This window comes from Streptomyces amritsarensis (assembly GCF_001953875.1).
GTDB lineage: Bacteria > Actinomycetota > Actinomycetes > Streptomycetales > Streptomycetaceae > Streptomyces > Streptomyces amritsarensis.
Genome location: NZ_MQUR01000026.1, coordinates 14,150 through 34,893, shown reverse-complemented (window position 1 = coordinate 34,893; position 20,744 = coordinate 14,150). Strand labels below are relative to the sequence as shown.

The following is a 20,744-nucleotide window of genomic DNA, read 5'->3' as shown; positions in this document are numbered from 1 at the left end:
ACGTAGGGAGAAACAGATGAATGTCTTGGTGTGCCGATGGGACCGGGTCACGCTGGAGGCCGTACTCGACCGGGGCGCCTCCGTGACCCTGGTGTTCGACGAGTGGGAAGCCGCCAACCGGGGCATCGACCAGGCGCTGCTGGACCGGGTCGACCGCCACTACGTGATCCGCAGCTTCGACGCCCTCGACGAGCTGGCGCAGCTGGCCGTGGACATCCGCTCCACCGGTGTGAAGATCGACCGGCTGCTCAGCCTCTCCGAGTTCAGCCAGTTCGGCGCCGCCTACCTGGCGCAGCTGCTCGGCCTGGCGCTGCCCGCCGTCGAGACCTCCGTGCTCATGCGGGACAAGCGCGCGATGAAGGACCGGGCCCAGCAGGCCGGGATCCGCTGCGCCCGCTACGTCTCCCTGTCCACCCGGGACGTCGAGGGATCGGTGCGCCGGGTCGAGGACGAGCTCGGATTCCCGGTCATCGTCAAGCCGGCGGCGGGCCTCGGCTCGGTCGACACCTTCAAGGCCGAGGACGCGGCGCAGCTCACGGCGGCCCTGCGCGGGGCGGCCGGTGACGCGACGGTCAAGTTCCTGATGGCCGAGCAGGTCCTGGACGGCGACGAGTACCACGTCGACGCGGTCTGGACGGACGGGAAGGCGCGCGTCTTCGGCGTCAGCCGGTACCTGCGCCCCCGGATGACGGTCACGACGCCGGGCCACGACAACGGCTCGATCCTCCTGCCCCGCGACCGGGAGGCCGCGCTGTACGAGGAGATCGAGCAGCTGCACGAGCGCATCAACACCGCCTTCGGCATCACCGACGAGATCACCCACCTGGAGATCTTCCGCCGGGCGGACGGCGAGCTGTGGTTCTCCGAGATGGCCACCCGCTTCGCCGGCGGCGCCATCCCGGAGAGCTTCGGTCCGCAGGGCGCCGACCTGCGGGAGCTGTGGATCGCCGCCGCTCTGGGCGAGCCCGGCGAGGAGCTGCCCGCGAAGACGGCCCCGTACCCCTACATCGGGTGGATCAACCTCGCGCCGGCCGTGACCGGACGGATCCTGGAAGACCCCTCCGACGAGCTCGTCTCCCGCTTCCCGTACGTACTGAAGACGGTCCGCAGCCGCCCGGTCGGCTCCGAGATCGGCGAGCTGCACCCCTCGGTCTGGTGCACGCTGCTGGTCCTCGGCGCGGACAGCGAGGCCGAGTTCCGCGAGCGTGCCGCGGAGCTGGAGGCGGCGCTGCTGCCGGCCTACGTGATGGGGGAGTGAGCCGGATGGGCGTGACGGGGCTCGGCTTCGGCCGGTACTTCACGCGGCACATGGCGCTCGCGCGGTGGACCCACGGGTCGGGCTGGTCCGGCGTCGAGCTGACCGGGCACGGTCCGCTGGCCCTGTCCCCCGCCGCCATGGCGCTGCACTACGGCCAGGCGATCTTCGAGGGGCTCAAGGCCTATCCGCAGCAGGACGGCTCGCTCGCCCTGTTCCGGCCCGGGGTCAACGCGGAGCGCCTCAACCGCAGCGCCGTGCGCCTGGCCATGCCCGAGCTGCCCGAGGAGCTGTTCGTCGAGGCGTGCTCCGCGGTGGTCCGGGCGGACGCCGACGAGGTGCCGCGCGGGCCCGGGCAGAGCCTCTACCTGCGCCCGTTCATGATCGCGGTGGAGCCCTCGCTGGGCGTGCGGCCGGCGCTCGAGTACCTGTTCGCCGTCATCGCCTCCCCGGTCGACCACTTCTTCGCCGACGGCTACCAGGCCATCGACGTGTGGTGCGCGAGCGACCAGATCCGTGCCGCCCGCGGGGGCACGGGGGCGGCCAAGTGCGCCGGCAACTACGCGGGCAGCCTGGCCGCCAAGGCCGAGGCCGTGGCCCAGGGCTGCCACGAGGTGCTGTGGCTCGACGCGCAGGAGCGCCGCTGGGTGGAGGAACTGGGCGCGATGAACTTCTTCTGCGTGACCCAGGACGACGGCGCTCCGCTCCTGGTCACCCCCCGGCTCTCGGGGACGATCCTGGCCGGCAACACCCGGGACAGCCTGCTGCGCATCGCGCCGGACCTGGGCGTGCGGGTCGCCGAACGGCCGGTCGCGCTGGATGAGTTGACGGACCCCCGCGGCCGGGTCACGGAGGCGTTCGCCTGCGGTACCGCCGCCTCGGTGGTGCCCATCGGCGCGGTGACCACGGCGCACGGGCGGGTCCGGATCGGCGACGGCCGCCCGGGGAAGATCACCACGATGCTCCGGGACGAGCTGGCCGCCGTCCAGTACGGCACCCAGCCGGACTCCTACGGTTGGATGCACCCGGTCCGGGCGCCCGAGGCCGCCGCGGCCCCGGCGCGCTGACACCGGGGCGGCTCCGGGCGGCCGCGGCCGGGCGCAGCCGCTCGCGCCCGGCCGCGGCTCACAGCCAGCCGCACTCCGCGGCGCGCACACCGGCCTCGAAGCGGCTGCGGGCCTCCAGCCGGGTCATGAGGTCCGCCATGATCCGGCGGACGCTGCGCAGGGAGAGCCCCAGCCGCTTGCCCGCCGCCTCGTCGGTCATCCCGGAGGCCAGGATGCGCAGCAGCTCGCGCTCCTGCGCGGTGAGGCCCTGGTCGTCGCGCTGCCCGGAGGTGCCGAGCGGGAGCGCCGACTCCCACAGCCGCTCGAAGAGGGCGACCAGGGCGGCGATCACGCTCGCGTCGCGCATCAGCACGGCTCCGGCGCGGCTGTCCTTGAGGTCGATGGGCAGGATGGCCGTCTTCCGGTCGATCACGATGATGCGCATCGGCAGGGTGGGCACCGTGCGGATCTCGCCGCCCAGACCGGTGAGCCAGACCGCGTACTGCTGGGTCGCGGGGTGGTTGCGGACGCTGTCCAGGTACAGGGTGCGCAACGACACCCCGCGGGCCAGCACCTCGCTGTCCAGCTTCTGGCTGGCCTCCAGGCTCTCGGGCGACAGCCCGGCCTTGGGGATGAGGGCGAGGATCTCCGACTGCACGTCCTTGGACAGCTCGGCGATGCGGTGCCTGGTCGAGTCGAGGCTGCGCAGATACTCGATCTCGCCGGTCTCCCGGGGGCCCTGGGCGGCTTCCTGCTCGCGCATCAGGCTCAGCATCGCCGTGCGGGCCTGCTGCAGTTCCTGCTGCTCCTTCAGGAGCGCGGCCTCCCGCTCCGCGATGAGCGTGCCGAGGCCGAGGCTCGGCCGGATGGCGACCCTCCGGCGGGGCTCCTCGTGGGAGGGCCAGATCAGGCCCAGTTCCATCAGCTCGGCGAGGCTCGCCTCCACCGCTTCCTCGGTGGTGCCGAGTTCCGCGGCCAGTTCGGGCGCGTCCCACTCCGGATTGCGGAGCATCAGCTGGTAGGTCGACTCCGCCTGCCGGGTCAGGCCGAGGCAGTCGAGCACGGGTTCCGTCGAATCCACCGAATCCACCGAATCCACCGAACCCGCCGTATCGCCCCCGAGGCGCTCCAAGATCATTTCGCATTCTCTTTCTCCAGCCCCGGATGGTCCCTTCGGGGCATCGCACCGCGAGGGACTGTAGCCCGCGGGTGCGCGCGATGTCCAAGATCGTCACATAGCGTGATCATCCCTGATCGGAGGGCAGGGCTCGGAGTGAGGTGACACCAAGGTGCCAGTCCGCAAGCTGCCCCGCGAATCGATTGAGTCGGCGATTGCCGCGGAACGACAATTTGTCCACGGAATTCATATCTGTGGGGGCGGGATATCGGAAGAGAAATCCGCATAATGCATCTCCCTGTCCGGGGCGGCATCGGCGGCTCCCGCCCACGGACGATTGCACGAGGTGTTTCATGCGTTTTCTGGTCTGCCGTTGGGAAGTGGGAGCCATCGAGGCCCTGCTGTCCCGCGGTGTGGACGTCGTCCTGCTCATCGACGCGTGGGAGGCCGAGCACCGCCACCTCGATCCCGGGATCACCGACCGTCTGGAACGGCTGGTCCGGATCGACAGTTTCGAGGCCATGGACGAGCTGGCCCTGCTCGTCACCGGTCTCCAGGAGGAGGGCCTGGCCTTCGACCGGGTGGTGAGCGTCTGCGAGCGGGGACAGTTCGCCGCGGCCTACCTGGCCGCACTGCTCGGCCTGGGCCGGCCCACCATCGTCCAGAGCGTCCAGGTCCGGGACAAGCGCGCCATGAAGACGGCGGTCCGGCGGCTGGGCGTGCCCACCGCGCGCTTCACCACGGTCCCGTCCGGCGACCCCGCTGCCGCCGCCCGGCACGTCGAGCGGGAGATCGGATTCCCGGCCGTGGTCAAGCCCGTCGCCGGTGCCGGCGTGGTCAGCACCGCCCGGGTCGGGACGGCCCCGGAACTGGAGGCGTGGCTCGCCGAGAACGCCGCGGACGGCCGCTTCATGGCGGAGCAGATGATCGAGGGCGAGGAGTTCCACGTCGACGCGGTCTGGGTGGACGGCACGGCATGGGAGTTCGCCGTCAGCAAGTACCTGCGGCCCCGGATCGAACTCGACGACCCCTCCCACCTCAACGGCGCGGTCCAACTGCCCGCCGGGAGGGAGCCCGAGCTGTACGCGGCCGTCGAGGAACTGCACGCCCTGGTCAACGAGGCGCTGGAGATCACCGACGGCATCACGCACACCGAGCTGTTCCGCTCCCCGGACGGCAGCCTCTGGTTCTCCGAGATCGCCACCCGTCCGGGCGGCGGCGGCACCACCCAGGCCTTCCGGGCCCGGGGGGCCGACCTGCGCGAGGTGTGGGCCGAGTCCCTGGTCGCACCGGACCGGCGGCCGGAGCCGCTGCCCGCGCCGCCCCACCCGTACGTCGGCTGGGTCATGCTGACCCCCCGTACGCCGGGCCGCGTCACCGGCGAACCCTCGGACGCCGACATCGCCGCGTTCCCGTACGTCCTGGACGTCGACCGGACCGCCCGCGTCGGCGACGTCGTCTGGACGAACAGCCTGGCGCCCGGCCTGAGTCTGGTCATCGGCGCCGACAGCGAGGAGCAGTTCACCGAGCGGGCCCTCGCCCTCGAAGCGGCTCTCGTCTTCGAGACGCGGCCCGCGGTGGAGGCCGCCGCATGAGCGTCGTCCAGGACTTCAAGGACCTGCCCGCCCCGGCGAAGCAGCTGCTGCTGGCCAGGGGTGTCACCTCCTTCGGCTCCGGTCTGGTCCTCCCGCTGCTGGTCATCTACCTCGTCCAGGGCCGCGGCTTCGGGATCTCCCTCGCCACCGGCGCGATGGCCCTCACCTCGGTGACCGCCTTCGTCGGAGGCCTGGTGGCCGGCTGGGCGGCCGACCGGTTCGGCGGTGTGCGCGCGGCGTGCACCGCACTGCTGCTCGCCGCGGTCGGCACCGGCATGTACGCATGGGTCACGGCTCCCTGGCAGGCCCTGGCGGCCGCCGCGGTCTTCGGGCTCGGCGTGGGCGGAACCAGCGTCTGGTACGGGCTGCTCGCCGAGGCGGTGGAAGCAGACCGGCACCCGGTGGTGTTCGGGTTCCACTTCGGTGTCGCCAACGCCGCGCTCGGCGTCGGCGGCATCCTCGCCGGGATCGCCGTCAGCGTCGAGCGCCTGTGGACGTTCCAGGCCGTGTACCTGGCCGACGCCGTCACCTTCGTCCTCGCCGCGGTGGTCACCGTCGTCGCGGGCCGGAGCCTGCCGACTGCGCGGGACCGGGCGCAGGAGGGCGGCCGGAAGTCCTCGTATGTGCGGGTGCTGGCCAACGGGCCGCTGCTCGCGGTGCTGCTCATCGGCTTCTTGATGTTCTCCATCGGCTACTCACAGCTGGAGTCGGGCATCCCCGCCGTACTGGTCGCCGTCTCGGACGTGCGGACCTCGGACATCGCGCTGATGTGCCTGGCGGACACCGCGTTCGCCGTGATCGCGCAGATCGCCCTGATGCCGGTGGTCAAGCGCACCCCGCACCGGGTGTCGCTGGCGATCGCCGCACTGACCTGGATGGTGTTCTGGGTCGTCCTGCTCGGCGCGCTGCAGTCCGGTTCCCGGGTCGTGCTGCTCACCTCGATCTGTGCGGGCGTGGCGGTGGCCTCCGTGGGCGCCGCCTTCTACTCCATGGCGATGCCGACGCTCGTCAACGCCGCCGCGACCAGTGCCGACCGCGGTCGGGCGAACGCACTCCTCGGGATCTCCACCTCGCTGGGGTTCACCGCCGGGCCGTTCGCCGCGGGCCTGTTCGCGGACCACGGCATGGCCCGGGTCTGGGTGTTCGTCGCGGCTGCGACCGCCGCGACCACCGCACTGCTGGCCCGGGTGCTCCGGCTGCCCGCCACGGCACGGCCCGAGGAGCCCGGGCAGTCCAAGGAGCCCGAGCAGTCCGAGGAGCCCGGACGGTCCGAGCGGCCCGCGGAGCCGAGGCTGCAGTCCGAAGCGGTCTGAACCGGCGGTACGAAGAAGGACGGACGGGGCGCCCGCTGCACAGCGGGCGCCCCGTCCGTCCTTCTTCCCGTCGTCTCACACCTCGGCGGCGCCGGCCTCCACGGCCAGCTCCACGAGCGCGGCGTGCACGGCACCGGCCAGTCGCCGCAGGCCCGCCACCCCGATCCGGGCAGGGTCCGAGGTGAACAGCAACTGCCGTGTGCCGCCGGGCCGGTCGGATCGCAGGAGCTCGGCGGTGAGGTCGGTCGAGGGGGCACCGCCGGGCAGCCGCACCGGCGCCAGCAGCGAAGCCCCCAGACGCAGGGCCCGGGCCGGCTCGCCCGGCTCCACCCGCAGGGTCGCCTGGAGCGGGGGCTCGGGCTTTCCCCCGTACCACCAGTGGTCGGCCGAGAACAGCAGCTCCCGGTCGCAGGCGCGTGCCAGGGAGACGAGCGGCTCACCCGGTACGGCACGCAACGGTACGAGGAGCGTGAGCACCCGGCGGCCGAGTACGGGTTCGGGCCACGGCTCCACCCGGCCCGACACGACCAGGCCGATGCGGAACTCCGGCTGCCCGGTGAACACCGCCAGCCCGCGTGCGTAGGCGGTGAGCACCAGCGAGGTCAGGGACACGCCCAGGGTGCGGGTCGCCGCACGGAGCCGACCCAGCAGAGCGCCGTCGACCGGTACGGCCCACTCGGCCACGTCGCCGCCGGCCGTGCCACCGCCGGCCGCACCGCCCGCCCCGGGTTCGCCGCCGGCGGCCGGGTCGCCGCCGGCCGGAGCCCCGGTCGGCCAGGCGATCGGGGGCAGCGCGGCCAGCCGCCGGTGCCACTCGGCCACCACGGGCGGGGCCTCGGCGTCCGGCGCGGGCCGGAGCACGGCAGAAGCCGCCCGCCCGGACCCTTCGGGGTCCGATGGACGGGCGGCCGAGTAGGCGCTCTCCAGCTCGCGTTCGAAGACGCCCAGCGACCATGTGTCGAGCGCACTGCGGTGCACGTGGACCGCCAGCAGGCGCCCGCCGTTCCAGGTGTAGAGGACGCAGCGCAGCAGTGGGCCGCGGACGGTGTCGAGCCCTTCCCGGGACCCCGCCGCGGCGAGGTCGCGGGCCTGCTGGAGGGCCTCCCAGCCGGCATCCGGCACGGGTACGACGTCGACGCCCAGCCGGTCCCAGTCCGGCAGGACCGCGGATCGGCGGGCGTCGTCCCCCGCCCCGGCGGGCAGGGTGCGCAGGGCGGGCTGCCGGGCGGCCACCGCCCGTAGCGCCGTGGTCAGGCGGCCCGGGTCGATCCCGAGGTCCCCGGTGCCCGTATAGGTCAGGGACACGACGTCGCCGGACCGCCCGGCCTCCGCTCCCCCGCGAGGGAGGTACGGGCCGGGGGCCCCGCCGGCCGCTCCCGGCCGGCGGAGCCCGGCCGCGATGCGGCCGGGCGTGCGTCCGGCGTAGATGTCCGCGACGGGAATGCGGACACCGAACTCCTCCTGCACGCAGGCGGCCAGGCGGATCGCCGCACTCGGTTCGAGTCCGGCCTCCGCCAGGTCGGTGTCGTACCCGATCGGGACCTCCAGCACCTCGAAGGCCGATTCCGCGATCCTGGCGGTGAGTTCGGGCACGCTCCAGGAAGGCGGTCGGGTCACGGGGTGAGCGCCACGCCGTTGAGGCGGGGAGCGAGCTGGAGCTCGCGGATGTCCTTGTGGTTGAGCACCCACATGAGCCAGCGCTCGACGCCGAGCCCGAAGCCCGAGGTGTGCATCGGCGTGCCCTGCTTCATCCGCACGTACCAGTCGTAGGACTCCTCCGGAACGTTGTGATGGGCCAGGGCGGCGCGGGTCTGGGCACCGTCCACGTGGCGCTCGCCGCAGCCGACCGTCTCGCCGATGCCGAACAGCAGGTCGCCGTTGAGCGCGGTCCGCTGCTCCGCGTCGCCGTACGCCTGGTAGAAGGGCACCGACAGGTGGTCGAAGTGGGTGACCCACAGCACCGGGCTGATCTCCTGCATCAGGCGCCGCTCGCCGTGCCGGGTCAGGGTCCGCCAGCCGTCGTGCTGCTCGACCGCGTACGGGTCGTCGCCCAGGTGGGCCACGGCCTCGTCGAAGGTCAGGCGGGGGAAGGCGTCCATGGCGAGCATCTGCTCGATGTGCGCGGTGGATCCCGCCAGTTCGCGGATCTCCTCGGACAGGTTCTCCATCACGCCGGCGGCCAGCGAGCGCACGTACGCGTCGACGACGTCCATGCAGTTCTCCAGGCCGCCCGGCAGCTCGGCCTCGCTGTGGAAGAACTGGTTCAGGTGGGACTCGTCGGCGTCCTCGCCCCGGAAGCTCGGCATCAGGTACCAGGCGCCGTTGCGGCTGAGGCGGCAGCCGTACTCCAGCATGAACTGCATCGAGTCGGCGAGGAAGGTGCGCTCGCCGAACAGGTCGATCTCCACCGGGAGGGAGTCGCTGCCCAGGCCCATCGGGCTGGAGATGCTGTTCGTGGTGATCGGCAGGTGCACGGACTTGACGCCGCGCTCGCTCCAGAAGGACGTCGTCCGGGTGGTCACGAGGTCCTGGAGGTCGACCAGGGTCCGGTACAGCGGCTGGTCCACGATCTCGAGGAACCGGTCCGCCGAGGGACGCCATCCGCCGTGGGAGAACTCGTTCTTGAGGCTCATGTTTTCTTCCTGTTCGGTGGCAGACCGGCCGCCGGAGGATCTCGTGGGCGCTCCGGAGCCGTCTTGGCATACGTACTGATCGGGAGAAGAGCCGCGCGCAGATGTCACGGACGGTCCCGTTGATCGAGACAGGATGATTCCCCCGCCGACCAATATGTCGGCAGCGGTGGCGGCGGGCCAAGTGATGTGGTTGGCAGCTATGTTCGTGGCAGCTTGGTGCCTGCCCGGAGAACAATCCGTCGTTGATTGCCGCGCATCTCCGGGGATACATTCACGTCATCATCCTTCGGCATGGCCCCTTCGGCGGCCCATTCGCCGATATTCCGTGCGTACTCCGTATCCCGTGCCGCCCGGCCGTTCTTTTGCCGTGCCGTCCCGGGAATTGCGCCCCTCCGTGTCACGCGGTGGGCAGTGCCGGAGCAACGGACCGCACCGCACCACGCACCGCACCACGCAACGCGTCACGCACCGCACCACGCAACGCGACGCATCACGCAACGCACCACGTTCTGAGGAGATCCCTTTCATGACCGAGAACCTGCTCGCCGACGTCCAGGACTACTTCTCCGTGAAGGCCGAGGCCTACGACGACGTCGACCTGCAGCCGTACTGGATGCTGTCCGACCGGCTGCTGGCCGCGGCGCTGAAGGACGAGGTGCTCGCGAAGCTCCCCGAGGGCTTCCGCTTCCTCGACGCCGGCTGCGGCACCGGCCGCTGGACCACCTTCTTCGCCGAGCAGGCGCCGACCAGCCGCGGCACGTCCTTCGACCTGACCGCCGAGATGCTGGCCGTCGCCGAGGAGAAGGCCCGGCGCCGCGGCTTCGCCGACCGCGTCTCCTTCGTCCGCGGCGACCTGGCCGACGTCTCCGAGACCCTGGCCGGCCAGACCTTCGACCTCGCCTTCAACTTCCACAACGTGCTCGGCTTCGTCGCCGACCCCGAGCAGGTCATCGCCGACATCGCCGGTCTGCTCAACCCGGGCGGCCTGCTCGTGTCGTTCCTGCCGAGCGTCTGGCACACCGCCTTCTTCAACATCAGCGTGGGCAACCTGGACGAGGCCGAGAAGGCCCTCGGCCGGCGCGGCCGCTTCACCACCCAGATGCCCGACATGCACCTGTTCGACCTTGAGCGCATCGAGAAGATGCACGCGGACGCAGGCCTGGAGCTGGCCGTGGTCTCCGGCTTCCCGAACCTGATCTACCCGGGCTACCAGGAGACCCAGCTGCACGGCTCCACCGAGAAGCTGGTGGACATCCTGGCCGGCGACAACGTCGAGCGGATCTTCGAGATGGAGAACGCGCTGCGCACCACCCCGGGCATCGCCCCGCGCGGCAACAACCTCTTCGTCGTCAGCCGCCGCCCGGCGTGACGGCCCGACACCGAGACGAGCTGGACTGATCATGCACGCAACACTGCCGGCGCAGTCGCCGTCGCTGTTGTCGGAGGAGTTCGCCCGTTCCCCCCACCCCCACTACCGGCGTCTGCGCGAGCAGGCGCCGGCGTGGTGGGACGCCGAGACCGAGTGCTGGTACGTCACCAGCTACCGCGAGGTCAACGCCCTGCTCCGGGACACCAGGCTGTCGGCCCGGATCGGGTCGGGCTTCTTCGGGGACCTCGACGCGGCCGCCCGTGCCGGCATCCAGGACGTGGTGGACTTCTTCGACTCCTGGCCCATGTTCACCGATCCCCCCGCCCACACGCGGGTACGGTCCGCGGCCGGTCCGGGATACCGGCCCGCCGGCGTCGGCCCCCTGCGCGAGTGGATCGCGCGGGAGGCGCGGGAGCTGCTGGCCGGCTGCGATCCCCGGGAGACCGACCTGCTGGGACGGTTCGTCCACCCGCTCGCCGTGTCGGTGACCTGCCGACTGCTCGGCATCGACGACGAGCACCGCGAGTCGGTCCTGTCCTGGTCCTGCGACATCATCGATTTCATCGGCGTCCCCCAGTGCGACCCGGACCGGGCGCCCGCCTCCCGCGCGGCGATCCTCGAACTCCAGGACTACCTGAGAACGGTGATCCTGCCCATGGCCCGGGCCGGGCAGGGGCCCCCGCAGATCCGGGCCTTCCTCGACCTCGACCCGCACCAGGGCGCCGCCCTGTACGCCCAACTGCTCACCGGCGGCATCGAGCCCGTCGCGGCGAGCCTGGGCTCCGCGCTGGTCAGCCTGCTGGACGAGGCCGGTGACGTACTCGACCGGCTGCACCGGGGCAGTCTCGACGCGGGCCAGGTGGCCGAGGAGGCGCTCCGGTACGACGCCCCGTTCCACTTCGTGCCGCGCACCGCCACCGAGCCGATCGAGGTGGCCGGGGCGACCATCCGGCCCGGCGAGCGGGTGGCCCTCGTGGTGGCCGCGGCCAACCGGGACCCCGCCGTGTTCGCGGACCCGGACCGCTTCCGGATCCCGGCGGAGGGGGATTGGGACCGCCCGCACCTGTCCTTCGGGGCCGGCCACCACTTCTGCCTGGGCGCCGGCATCGCCCGGGCGACCCTCACCGAGGCCATCGCGGCGTTCGCCGAGTGGACCGCGGGGCGGCCCGTCGGCCCGATCGCGGCCGACCGGTCCGCCGCGTTCTGCCGGACCGTGTGGCAGCGGGTCGCCGTGGGGCTCTGACCTGTGTCCGCACCACCTCGGCCGGTGTGAGCGTGAGCGAGGGTTGCGGGTGGACCGCCGTCGTCATCGGCGGCCCGCCCGGGACCCTCGCTCACGCGTGTGCGGCCTCCGTAGGGGTGCGGGGGCGGCGGCCGGCGTTGTCGCACCGGCCGCCGCAGACGACCAGGGGCCCTCCCACCCGCGCCCGGGGGTGGGAGGGCCCCTGTGCGCCGTGCGCCTGTGCGCCGTGCCCCGGCCGCCCGTAGGCCGGCCGGCGCTACGGGCCGTGCGTCATGCGGCGGCGCCCTCCAGCACCGTGTGGACGGCCGCCGCGGCCTCGGCCAGGGGGACGGTGATGTTGCCGCCCTGGGCGAAGCGGGCGCTGCCGCCGCCCCGGCCGCCGGTCACCGCCAGCACCCGTTCCAGCAGCTCCTTGGCCGTGCCCGGCCCGTCGGACGGCACCCCCACGCCGATGCGCAGGGCACCCGCGCCGTCCGGCAGCAGGAACAGCACGGCGGCGTTCAGCTCCGCGCCGAGCCGGCCGGCCTCGTCGGCCATCTGCTTGGGTTCCAGGGGCGGATCGACGAGCAGGACGTAGCGCCGGCCGGGCACCGGTTCGCGGACCTCGGCGGCCAGGGACTGCGCGCTGACCAGGTTCTGCCGGGCGGGCCTGTGCTCCTTGGCGGTGAGCGCCTCGATCCGCGCGGGCAGCTGCTCCACCGACACCCGCAGCCGGCCCGCGACCTGCTTGAGGGTCCGGTCGCGGTCCAGGGTGTGGGCGAGCGCGGCCTCACCGGTGAGCGCCTCGATCCGGCGTACCCCGGCCCCCACACTGCCCTCGCCGACGATCCGGAAGAGGCCGATCTCGGCCGTGCCGTTCACGTGCGTCCCGCCGCAGAGCTCGCTGCTGACGTCCCCGAACGAGACCACGCGGACGTCTTCGCCGTACTTGTCGCCGAAGAAGGCGATCGCCCCGTCGCGCACCGCGTCCTGGTACGGCTTCACCTGTACGTCGCGGCCCGCGTTCACCAGTACCCGGGCGTTGACCAGGCGTTCGACCTGATCGGTCTCCTCCTCGGTGAGGGCCTGGGGGTGCTCGAAGTCGAACCGGAGCCGGTCGGGTGCGACGAGGGAGCCCGCCTGCCGCACCTGGTCGCCGAGCACCTCGCGCAGTGCCGCGTGCAGCAGGTGGGTCGCGGAGTGGTTGCGCATCGTGGCCCGGCGGCGCGGCGCGTCCACGGCCAGTTCCAGGGTGTCGCCGGCCCGCAGCACGCCCTTCGTGACCTGGACGAGGTGCACGTGGTGGCCGTCGATCCGGCGGGTGTCCGTCACCTCGGCGGACAGCTGCGGGCCGGTGAGCGTGCCGGTGTCGCCGACCTGGCCGCCGCCCTCCGGGTAGAAGGGCGTGCGGTCGACGACCACCAGGCCCTGCTCACCCTCGGCCAGGCTGTCGGCGGGGCCGTCCGGGCCGTCCGGGCCGGCCACGGCGAGGACCCGGGCCTCGGAGTCCAGCCGTTCGTAGCCGAGGAACTCCGTGGTGGCCGAGCCGACGGCCGCGGTGAACGCGGGTGCGAGGGTCCGCACGGCGCCCTTGGGGGCACCGGCGTCGCTCTTGCCCGCGCTGCCCCGCGACAGCTCGCGGTGGGCCGAGAACAGCTCCGTGAAGCGCGCCTCGTCCACCGAACCGCCCTGTTCGGCGGCGAAGTCGCGGATGAGGTCCACCGGCATGCCCTGGGTGGCGTACAGGTTGAACGCCTCCTCGCCGGAGATCCGGAAGCCGGGGCCGGTGGCCAGCCCGGACAGCTGGTCCAGGCCGCGTCGGACGACCCGCCCGAAGTCCCGCTGCTCCCGGCCGAGCAGCTCCAGGGTGCGGTCCCGGTTGCGGCCCAGCTGGGGGTAGGCGCCCTTCAGCCGGTCGATGGCGACGTCCGCCAGCTCGGGCACGTCGATGTCCTGGAAGCCGCTGCGGGTCGCCACGGCGATCGCCTTGCGCAGCAGGCGCCGGGGGATGTAGCCGCGGCCGTCGTTGGAGGGCACGACGCCCTCGCTCAGCATGAAGGTCGAGGAGCGGATGTGGTCGGAGATGATCCGCACGTCGCGCTCGGAGGCCGAGGCGCCGCCCAGGCCCTCCCGGACGGCCCGGACGATCGGGGCGAACAGGTCGGTCTCGTAGGCCGAGCCGTGTCCCTGGAGCACCATCGCCATGCGCTCCAGCCCGGACCCGGTGTCCACGCTGGGGAAGCGCAGGCGCTCGAAGCGGCCGTCCGGCCGCTTGTCGAACTCCATGAAGACGCCGGCGTTCCAGATCTCGATGTACCGGCTCGTCGTGTCGAACTCCCCGCCCGGGCGGTACTCCTCACCGTGCTCGGCCCCGGTGTCGTAGAACACCTCGGTGCAGGGGCCGCAGGGACCGGTGTCCCCGGTGGACCAGAAGTTGTCCTCGCCGAGGTAGACGATGTGGTCGCGGGCGATGCCGACCCGCTCCCAGGCGGCGGCCGAGACGTCGTCCGGCGGCAGGCCGAGGGCCGGGTCGCCCTGGTAGACGGTGACGTACAGCTTGTCCGCGGGGAATCCGAAACGCTCGGTGAGCAGCTCGAAGGCCAGCTCGACGGCGCGTTCCTTGAAGTAGTTGTCGATGGACCAGCTGCCGAGCATTTCGAAGAACGTCAGGTGGTGGCGGTCGCCGACATCGGTGATGTCGTTGGTCCGCACGCACGGCTGGACATTGCAGAGGTCGGGCGCGGGCGGCAGCACCTCGCCGAGGAAATAGCGTTTGAGCGGCGCCATGCCGGCATTGACGAAGAGCAGGGACGGGTCGTTCACGGGAATGACCGATGCCGAGTCGATCCTGGTGTGGTTCTTCTCGACGAAGAATTCCAGGAACGTGTCCCGTATCTCGTCGCTGGTGAATGTACGGATCATATGGAGTGCCTGATTCCTGGGGAATGGTGCGTACGGGTGTGAGGCAGGCAGGGCTCGGGGCGCGCTGTGGAAGTCGGCGCCGTGCAGGCCCTGGCGACATACCGGGCCCAGGTGGATACGACGAGTTCCGCGCAGGGGCCGCCGGGACGTCCCCGCCGATGCCGAGTCCCCGGACACCGGGCGGCGGACCGCCGTGCCCGCGCGGCTCATGATGGCACAAGCCCGGCGGTGAAATGCCCGGTTATATGCGACTTATCCGCCTACTGCGGACGGTCGTGCTCCGGGCACCAAGCTGCCAGGGGAGTAGGTGCCACAGCGCAGTGCTGTCAGCCGCGTTCCCGCTGGCGAATGCTGGAACGGCCGGGGGACGACCGATCCCGGCCCGTGCTCCGAGTCCCCGGGCGGCGGGCGCCGGCGGCAAGCGCTCTCTTCAGGGTGGACCACCGACCAAGGAAGACGAAGATGATTGACGTCGCCCCTCATCCGACGCTGACGACACCGTCGCAGACGCAACAGGCCATTCGGCAGCGGATGTTCGCCACGGCGTCGTCCGTGGGCGGGAGCCCGGCGACCCGGGGCGTGGCGACCGCGTTCCTGGACGCCCTCACGGAGCGCGGATACGAGCTGACCCCTGCGGCCCGGCTCACCGAAGCCGATTCGTCGGTGACGTTCGTCAACGCGACCATCACCCCGCACAAGCAGGCCCTGGCCCGTGGCGGCCGCATCGGATCCATCTGCCACTACCAGCCGTGCTTCCGGGCGCACGGCGAGCACCCCTGGCTGTTCGCCTTCGGCATGGTCGGCCTGCTCGCCGACGTCGAGGGCCCCGACGACCTCGACCGGATCGCCGAGGACACCCACCTGGCGACCCTCGCCGCGCTCGGCCACCCCCCGGTGGACCGGCTGCACATCCTCATCGACTCCCGGGACACCGACCTCCAGGACTCCGTCGGCCGCGCGGCGGCCCTCCACGGCGGCGTCCTGCACGTCCTGCCCGACTCCACCGTCGGTACGCGCTGGACGTACGGCAGCGACAGCCCGCTCACCGGACGCGGCATCACCTACTACTACCGGCGCCCGGACGTGGGCTGCGAACCGCAGTGCCGGCCCGACTGCCGCTGCCCGCGCTGGCAGCCGCTGTCGAACCTGATCGTCGTGCACAACGGCGAACGCCGCTACGCCGAGGTCGGGTTCGGCACGGAGGTCACCGCCGCCATCCCCTACGGCCCGAACGCCTTCTCCCTGCCGGAGATCGCCGACCGGGTCGCCATGGCCACCGGGGCCGGCCTGGCCGACGATGCCGCCGCCGACGCGGTGAACCTCTTCCGCGCCGTCACCATGCTGGTCGAGGACGGTGCCCGGCTCTCCGGCAAGGGGCCCGGTTCGGTGGTGCGCAAGTTCGTCCTGCGCCTGCTGGACCTGCTCGACGGCACGCTCGGCGTGGAAGGCGGCGAGCGGCTGCTGGCCCGCTTCGGCGCCACCCGGCAGCTGTTCGACGTACTGACCGCCGAACGGCGGCGCAGGGAGGCCGCGATGGCCGACAACCTGCGTGCCGCCCTCTTCATGCTGGACCGCAACCCCGGCACCACCGACGCGGAACTCCGCTCCACCTACGGCGTCTCCGAGGGGCAGGCCCACCGGCTGAGGCAGACCCGGCTGCGTCCGCCGCGGCTGAAGGCGGGGGACGGGGTGACCGTGGTCTCCCCCTCCTGGCGGGGCGGCGAGGTCTTCCCGCAACGGGCGGCGCGCGGCGCCGCCGACCTCACGGCCCGGACCGGCCTGAGGGTGTCGATCTCGTCCGTGAAGCCGGGGCTCTGCCCGGAGTCCCGTGCGGGGCGGGCGGAGGAGTTCAACCGCGCCGTACAGGACCCGGCAACCCGGGCGATCCTGTGGATGATCGGCGGACTGACCGCCTCCGAACTACTGCCCCTGATCGACTACGAGGCGTTCGGGGCCCGACCCAAGGTGCTGTGCGGCTACTCGGACGCGACGGTGCTGCACCACGCCCTGTACGCCAGGACCGGCGCCACCACCTTCTACGGCCCGGCGCTGCTCTCCCAGTTCGCCGAGAACGGCGGCACCCCCGAGCTCACCATGGACTCCTTCGCGGAGCTGACCATGCGGGGCTGGACGGGACGCTTCCCGACCGCGTCCGAGGTGATCGAGGAGTTCGTCGACTGGGCCGACGACAGCCGCCCGCGCCGCGCCGTCCCCGCGCTCCCGCGCAAGGCGCTGCGCCCGGGCCTGGCCCAGGGACCCCTGCTCGCCGGATGCGTCCCGAGCGCGCTCCAACTGCTGGGCACGCCCTGGCTGCCGGACTACCGGGGCCACGTCCTCGCCTTCGAGTTCACCGACGACAACGGCTACGGGCCGGGGCAGGCGGCCCGCGACCTGTGGCAGCTGCGCCACGCGGGCCTGCTCGACGGCGTCGAGGGCCTCGTCCTGGGCCGGCCGCGCGGGTGGTCCGACGCCCAGCGGGAACAGCTGGAGCGCATCGTGCTCGACGTGTGCCACGGGACGGCGTTCCCCATCGTCACCGAGTTCGAGTTCGGCCACACCGACCCGGTCCTGACCCTCCCCACCGGCGTCCCGGTCGAGCTCGACAACACCACTCTCACCCTCTTGGAACCCTCCGTCCGCTGATCCGCGGCTGCCGCACACGGATGACGGCAGCGGCGTGGTCGGGGCCGAGGAGGGGTTTCGTACGGCTGGATGTATCGGCGGGCGCAGCCGTCACACGGCGGTCGGCGGACGGGGTGTTTCGGCGGTGCGGCGGTATTCGGCGTTGATGCGCTGGGCTTCCGCGAGCTGGTCTTCGAGGATCACGATGCGGCAGGCGGCCTCGATGGGGGTCCCCTGGTCGACGAGCTCCCGCGCGCGGGCGGCGATGCGCAGCTGGTAGCGGGAGTATCGGCGGTGCCCGCCCTCCGAGCGGAGCGGGGTGATGAGGCGGGCTTCTCCGATGGCGCGCAGGAAGCTCTGGGTGGTGCCCAGCATGGCTGCCGCCCGGCCCATGGTGTAGGCGGGGTAGTCGTCGTCGTCCAGACGATCGTCGAACGATTCGTGTGCTGTCATTTGCACCTCTCCCTGTGGAACGCGTGGAGGGGCCCTGGTGCCGTAACGGCACCAGGGCCCCGAAGGAACTGCTACACCATCTGCCGACCCTGGTACTGCGTCGGCGTTCTGTTTCCGCGGGCCTGGCCTGCATTCGGCCGGGGACGCGGGGATCGCGGTTGCTTGACCGGAGACCACCTCACTATCGATGTCCTGCGGTACCCGGGCTCAGCCTTCGACCCGGGCGATCCTGATGGCGGTCAACTCCTCCGTTCTTCCCTCTGAACTGATCACTTGCCAAACGGGTTACTGCGTACTGCTGGTGATGCGAACTGCTCAGTGGCCTGCGGTAGCGCCACTCTCCGGCAGCCAGCCCCGTCGCCCATCCTGCATCTGCTCTGGCTCAGAACCCCACTGCCGAACTTCCCGGTACGCGCGCCCGCAGCCGACGCCTTTACCGAGGTACCGCGAACTGCACCTACTGAACTGCCGCTGCGTGAACTGCGGTACTGCTCGTGGCAGCCCCTGATCACTGCGGGCCGCCCGGTCCGGTCGTCAGCCCCGTCGCCGTCCTGCAACACCTTTTGGCTTCGGGACTCCACCACCGCACCGCCCTGCGTACTGCGTGTACTGCTGCCCGGCAGTTCGTCTCTCCGGGCCTTGCTCGATCTCGGCTACGAGAGAAACCATAACCACACCGCGAGCGAATGTCTACTGCGGCCACGATAGATTTTTGCTTGTTCGACGAGCAGGTAATCGGGGTCGAACGCACACCCTGGGAGCAGGGCTTCCGGCAGCCGGCCGCCGCGCCCGCCCCGGCGGTCGGACCTTGCGGATCCTGGCGCGGGGTGGGGCGGGATCAGGCGGCGTGCTGGGGCTGGCGCAGCTCTGCCTGGCCGAAGAGCAGTGCGTAGCCGCCGGGCAGCTGGTGGAGGATCCGGGCGAGGAGGTCGGGTCCGGCGAGTCGGGCGACGACGGCGAGTACGGCGCCGGTGTCCCAGCGGGCGATGGCAGGGGTGGTGCCGGTTCGGCTGGCGAGGTCCTTGACGAAGCCCCATCCGGTGAGTGGTTCGGTGTCGGGGATCTGGGCGGTCAGGATGAGGGCGGCCTCGACGGGCAGGCACTGGGCGAGGTCGACGCGTTCGTCTCCGGTGATCTGTCGGCCGAGGGCGGCCAGGATGGCGCGGACGGCTTCCTCGGCGCGTTCGCGGGTGGGGTGGACGCCTTCGTAGCGCACGCGTTCCAGCATCTGGTCGAACGTCATGGCCGCGAGGGTCGGGTTCGTTCGAGGCTGGTCGTACATGGCGGTGCGGTTGCCTTTCTCTTCGAGGGCTCGGTCCGTGCCGGCCGCGGTCAGGTGGGCTGGGGGTGGCCGAAGAGGAGGTCGTAGCCGGGTGGGAGCTGCAGCAGGACCTCGCGCATGAGAACGTCTCCGGCCGCTGCGGCCACGGTGGACAGGACCGCGCCGATGTCCCACAGGGCCGTCTTCTCGGTGGCGCCCTCGATCCAGGCCGCGGTCGCGCGGATGAAGCGTTCGGGTGAGAGCGGTTCGGCGGCCTGCAGGGGGTTGAGGAGGATCAGGGCGTAGGTCTCGGGGAGCCGGGCGGCGAGCTCGGCCCGCACGGTGCCCACCAGGTGCGCGCCCAGCAGGGCCAGGACGACGCGGGCCGCCCGTTCGGCTTCCTCCTGGGTCCGGTACTCGCCGCGTTCCTGGACGTGTTCCAGGAACGCCTCCCGGCGCATCGTCATCTCACGTCACCTCCAGGGGAGGGAAGAGCGGGGTGAGGGGTGCGGAGGACGGGGTTGCCGGAGGGGGAATCGGTTGCCCGTCCTCCGCCGCTGGTACCCGGTCGGTCAGCCGGAGATCTGCTTGCGGCCGGAGTCGCCGCCGATGCTGATCTTCCGCGGCTTGGCGCGCTCGGCGATCGGGATCCGCAGGGTCAGGACACCCGCGTCGTAATCGGCCTCGATGTGCTCGGTGTCGAGCGTGTCGGCGAGCATGACCTGGCGGGAGAAGACGCCGAGGGGCCGCTCGGAGAGCTCCATCTGCACGCCGTCGGACTTCTCCGCGGGCCGGCGCTCGGCCTTCACCGTCAGCATGTTCCGCTCGACGTCGATGTCGATCGCCTCGGTGCTCACGCCGGGCAGGTCGAAGGCGATCACGTACACGTCGCCCTGGCGGTAGGCGTCCATCGGCATCACGGACGGCTTCGACCACGTACCGGACGCGCCGGAGAGCTGCTGAACGATCCGGTCCATCTCGCGGAACGGGTCAGTGCGCATCAACATCGCGAAACACCTCCAGTTGGTTCGGGCAGGAACTGCCAATGCGCTTCAACGTGCTTCCGTTGTAACATGTCATCGAAACGATGACAAGTAAGGGGTCATCTGGAGGATGACAGAGTCACGGAGAATGCGATGAACGAGGCCGCCGAGCCGAACACACCAGTCCCCTTCCTGGCTGCCGCCGCGGCGCTGGAGGCCATCAACCAGGCCGTCCAGGACGCGCAGCAGCCCTCCGCGAGAACTGCGACGACCGAAGCGGCGCCCGCGGCGGACTCCGGCCCGCACCCGGCTCTTGCCGCCCTGCTGATGCTGCGGGAGGTCCGTGAGCAGCTCGCGGGCTGGGAGAGCGGCCTGATCGAAACCGCCCGGGGCCGGGGCGCGAGCTGGGCCGACCTTGCCGGGCCCCTCGGGGTCGCCAGCCGGCAGGCCGCCGAACGCCGCTACCTGCGCCTGCGCCCCGGCGCCGCCGGAAGCACCGGCGAGGAACGCGTCCAGGCCACCCGCGACACCCGCGCCGCCGACCGCACCGTCACCGCCTGGGCCCGCGACAACGCGGCCGACCTGCGCCGCCTCGCCGGGCAGGTCACCGCACTCACCGGCCTCCCCGCAAACGCGCAGGGCGCCATCGGCGACCTGAACCTGGCCCTCGCCGACAACGACGCCGCCCGTCTCGTCCGTCCCCTGACCGCCACCCGGGCCCACCTGCGGCCCGAGGACGCCGAGCTCGCGGAACGCATCGACGCCTTGGCCCAGCACACCGACCAGCTCCGCCAGGACACCCACGACCGGCGCAGCACGTGACACGCGGTCCGCGAACGATCGACTTGCCGCCCGCGCCGAGGTCCGCTCGACCGCGTTCATCCCGGCGTGCTGCCGGTGCTGCCCGCCGCTGAGGATCGGTGCTGTTGCGGTCGCAGGCGGGGGCCGTCCGT

16 protein-coding genes are annotated in these 20,744 nt (G+C 71.9%); 8 read left to right on the top strand and 8 right to left on the bottom strand.

From position 1 onward, the window contains the following. Positions 1-16 precede the first annotated feature (16 nt). Together AVW11_RS14025 and AVW11_RS14020 are read left to right on the top strand one after the other, a co-directional pair. Positions 17-1,258 (top strand): ATP-grasp domain-containing protein, encoded by a 1,242-nt coding sequence (locus AVW11_RS14025; RefSeq protein ID WP_076044122.1) that lies wholly within the window; start codon positions 17-19, stop codon positions 1,256-1,258. A 5-nt stretch (positions 1,259-1,263) separates the two neighbouring features. Further along, positions 1,264-2,322 (top strand): branched-chain amino acid aminotransferase, encoded by a 1,059-nt coding sequence (locus AVW11_RS14020; RefSeq protein ID WP_079250619.1) that lies wholly within the window; start codon positions 1,264-1,266, stop codon positions 2,320-2,322. A gap of 58 nt (positions 2,323-2,380) precedes the next feature. Here AVW11_RS14020 and AVW11_RS14015 read toward each other — a convergent pair whose 3' ends face one another. Continuing rightward, entirely contained in the window at positions 2,381-3,382 is a 1,002-nt protein-coding gene (locus tag AVW11_RS14015; protein ID WP_143568840.1) for a helix-turn-helix domain-containing protein, read from the bottom strand. A gap of 389 nt (positions 3,383-3,771) precedes the next feature. Here AVW11_RS14015 and AVW11_RS14010 point away from each other — a divergent pair, with 389 nt between their 5' ends. Then, a complete protein-coding gene (locus AVW11_RS14010) occupies positions 3,772-5,013 on the top strand; it encodes an ATP-grasp domain-containing protein (protein WP_079250618.1) in 1,242 nt (413 codons plus the stop codon). Further along, positions 5,010-6,326 (top strand): MFS transporter, encoded by a 1,317-nt coding sequence (locus tag AVW11_RS14005; protein ID WP_076044120.1) that lies wholly within the window; start codon positions 5,010-5,012, stop codon positions 6,324-6,326. The genes AVW11_RS14010 and AVW11_RS14005 overlap by 4 nt, the downstream gene beginning before the upstream one ends. A gap of 75 nt (positions 6,327-6,401) precedes the next feature. Here AVW11_RS14005 and AVW11_RS14000 read toward each other — a convergent pair whose 3' ends face one another. Together AVW11_RS14000 and AVW11_RS13995 are read right to left on the bottom strand one after the other, a co-directional pair. Next, the gene (locus AVW11_RS14000; protein ID WP_158076135.1) at positions 6,402-7,943 is read right to left on the bottom strand and encodes a phosphopantetheine-binding protein; all 1,542 of its coding nucleotides are present in this window, start codon (positions 7,941-7,943) and stop codon (positions 6,402-6,404) included. Beyond that, positions 7,940-8,959: an amino acid--tRNA ligase-related protein gene (locus AVW11_RS13995; RefSeq protein WP_078094727.1), complete on the bottom strand. Its 1,020-nt coding sequence runs from the start codon at positions 8,957-8,959 to the stop codon at positions 7,940-7,942. Before AVW11_RS13995 ends, AVW11_RS14000 begins: the two co-directional genes overlap by 4 nt. 526 nt (positions 8,960-9,485) lie before the next feature. On the opposite strand from AVW11_RS13995, the gene AVW11_RS13990 reads away from it, so the two are divergent. Continuing rightward, a complete protein-coding gene (locus AVW11_RS13990; RefSeq protein ID WP_030838916.1) occupies positions 9,486-10,328 on the top strand; it encodes a class I SAM-dependent methyltransferase in 843 nt (280 codons plus the stop codon). 31 nt (positions 10,329-10,359) lie between these two features. Then, positions 10,360-11,571, top strand: coding sequence for a cytochrome P450 (locus tag AVW11_RS13985; protein ID WP_076044118.1), 1,212 nt, complete (start codon positions 10,360-10,362; stop codon positions 11,569-11,571). A gap of 270 nt (positions 11,572-11,841) precedes the next feature. On the opposite strand, the gene alaS is transcribed toward AVW11_RS13985, so the two are convergent. After that, positions 11,842-14,472, bottom strand: a complete 2,631-nt coding sequence (gene alaS, locus AVW11_RS13980; RefSeq protein ID WP_060177095.1) for an alanine--tRNA ligase — start codon at positions 14,470-14,472, stop codon at positions 11,842-11,844. Positions 14,473-14,934: 462 nt separating this feature from the next. On the opposite strand from alaS, the gene AVW11_RS35805 reads away from it, so the two are divergent. Continuing rightward, positions 14,935-17,115: a S66 family peptidase gene (locus tag AVW11_RS35805; RefSeq protein ID WP_143568839.1), complete on the top strand. Its 2,181-nt coding sequence runs from the start codon at positions 14,935-14,937 to the stop codon at positions 17,113-17,115. Positions 17,116-17,205: 90 nt separating this feature from the next. Here the strand turns inward: AVW11_RS35805 and AVW11_RS13970 are convergent, their stop codons facing one another. The 4 genes from AVW11_RS13970 to AVW11_RS13955 form a co-directional block, all read right to left on the bottom strand. Then, positions 17,206-17,547, bottom strand: a complete 342-nt coding sequence (locus tag AVW11_RS13970; RefSeq protein WP_060177093.1) for a MerR family transcriptional regulator — start codon at positions 17,545-17,547, stop codon at positions 17,206-17,208. Positions 17,548-18,385: 838 nt separating this feature from the next. After that, on the bottom strand, positions 18,386-18,829 hold the full coding sequence (locus AVW11_RS13965) for a DUF2267 domain-containing protein (RefSeq protein WP_076044117.1): 444 nt from the start codon (positions 18,827-18,829) through the stop codon (positions 18,386-18,388). A gap of 50 nt (positions 18,830-18,879) precedes the next feature. Then, the gene (locus tag AVW11_RS13960; RefSeq protein WP_030838898.1) at positions 18,880-19,275 is read right to left on the bottom strand and encodes a DUF2267 domain-containing protein; all 396 of its coding nucleotides are present in this window, start codon (positions 19,273-19,275) and stop codon (positions 18,880-18,882) included. 105 nt (positions 19,276-19,380) lie between these two features. Next, complete coding sequence (locus AVW11_RS13955) at positions 19,381-19,815, bottom strand: Hsp20/alpha crystallin family protein (protein ID WP_030838895.1); 435 nt, start codon at positions 19,813-19,815, stop codon at positions 19,381-19,383. 129 nt (positions 19,816-19,944) lie between these two features. Here AVW11_RS13955 and AVW11_RS13950 point away from each other — a divergent pair, with 129 nt between their 5' ends. Beyond that, positions 19,945-20,613 carry a hypothetical protein gene (locus AVW11_RS13950; RefSeq protein WP_030838892.1) on the top strand — a complete coding sequence of 223 codons (669 nt, stop codon included), beginning with the start codon at positions 19,945-19,947 and terminating at the stop codon, positions 20,611-20,613. The last annotated feature ends 131 nt before the right edge of the window (positions 20,614-20,744 follow it).

Bases quoted from the DNA above. Each gene is read 5' to 3' on its own strand.
- AVW11_RS14020 (WP_079250619.1), top strand. From the start codon at position 1,264: ATGGGCGTGACGGGGCTCGGCTTCGGCCGGTACTTCACGCGGCACATG.
- AVW11_RS13990 (WP_030838916.1), top strand. From the start codon at position 9,486: ATGACCGAGAACCTGCTCGCCGACGTCCAGGACTACTTCTCCGTGAAG.
- AVW11_RS13960 (WP_030838898.1), bottom strand. From the start codon at position 19,275: ATGACGATGCGCCGGGAGGCGTTCCTGGAACACGTCCAGGAACGCGGC.
- AVW11_RS13995 (WP_078094727.1), bottom strand. From the start codon at position 8,959: ATGAGCCTCAAGAACGAGTTCTCCCACGGCGGATGGCGTCCCTCGGCG.
- alaS (WP_060177095.1), bottom strand. From the start codon at position 14,472: ATGATCCGTACATTCACCAGCGACGAGATACGGGACACGTTCCTGGAA.
- AVW11_RS13985 (WP_076044118.1), top strand. From the start codon at position 10,360: ATGCACGCAACACTGCCGGCGCAGTCGCCGTCGCTGTTGTCGGAGGAG.
- AVW11_RS14010 (WP_079250618.1), top strand. From the start codon at position 3,772: ATGCGTTTTCTGGTCTGCCGTTGGGAAGTGGGAGCCATCGAGGCCCTG.
- AVW11_RS13965 (WP_076044117.1), bottom strand. From the start codon at position 18,829: ATGTACGACCAGCCTCGAACGAACCCGACCCTCGCGGCCATGACGTTC.
- AVW11_RS14005 (WP_076044120.1), top strand. From the start codon at position 5,010: ATGAGCGTCGTCCAGGACTTCAAGGACCTGCCCGCCCCGGCGAAGCAG.
- AVW11_RS13970 (WP_060177093.1), bottom strand. From the start codon at position 17,547: ATGACAGCACACGAATCGTTCGACGATCGTCTGGACGACGACGACTAC.
- AVW11_RS14025 (WP_076044122.1), top strand. From the start codon at position 17: ATGAATGTCTTGGTGTGCCGATGGGACCGGGTCACGCTGGAGGCCGTA.
- AVW11_RS35805 (WP_143568839.1), top strand. From the start codon at position 14,935: ATGATTGACGTCGCCCCTCATCCGACGCTGACGACACCGTCGCAGACG.
- AVW11_RS13950 (WP_030838892.1), top strand. From the start codon at position 19,945: ATGAACGAGGCCGCCGAGCCGAACACACCAGTCCCCTTCCTGGCTGCC.
- AVW11_RS13955 (WP_030838895.1), bottom strand. From the start codon at position 19,815: ATGTTGATGCGCACTGACCCGTTCCGCGAGATGGACCGGATCGTTCAG.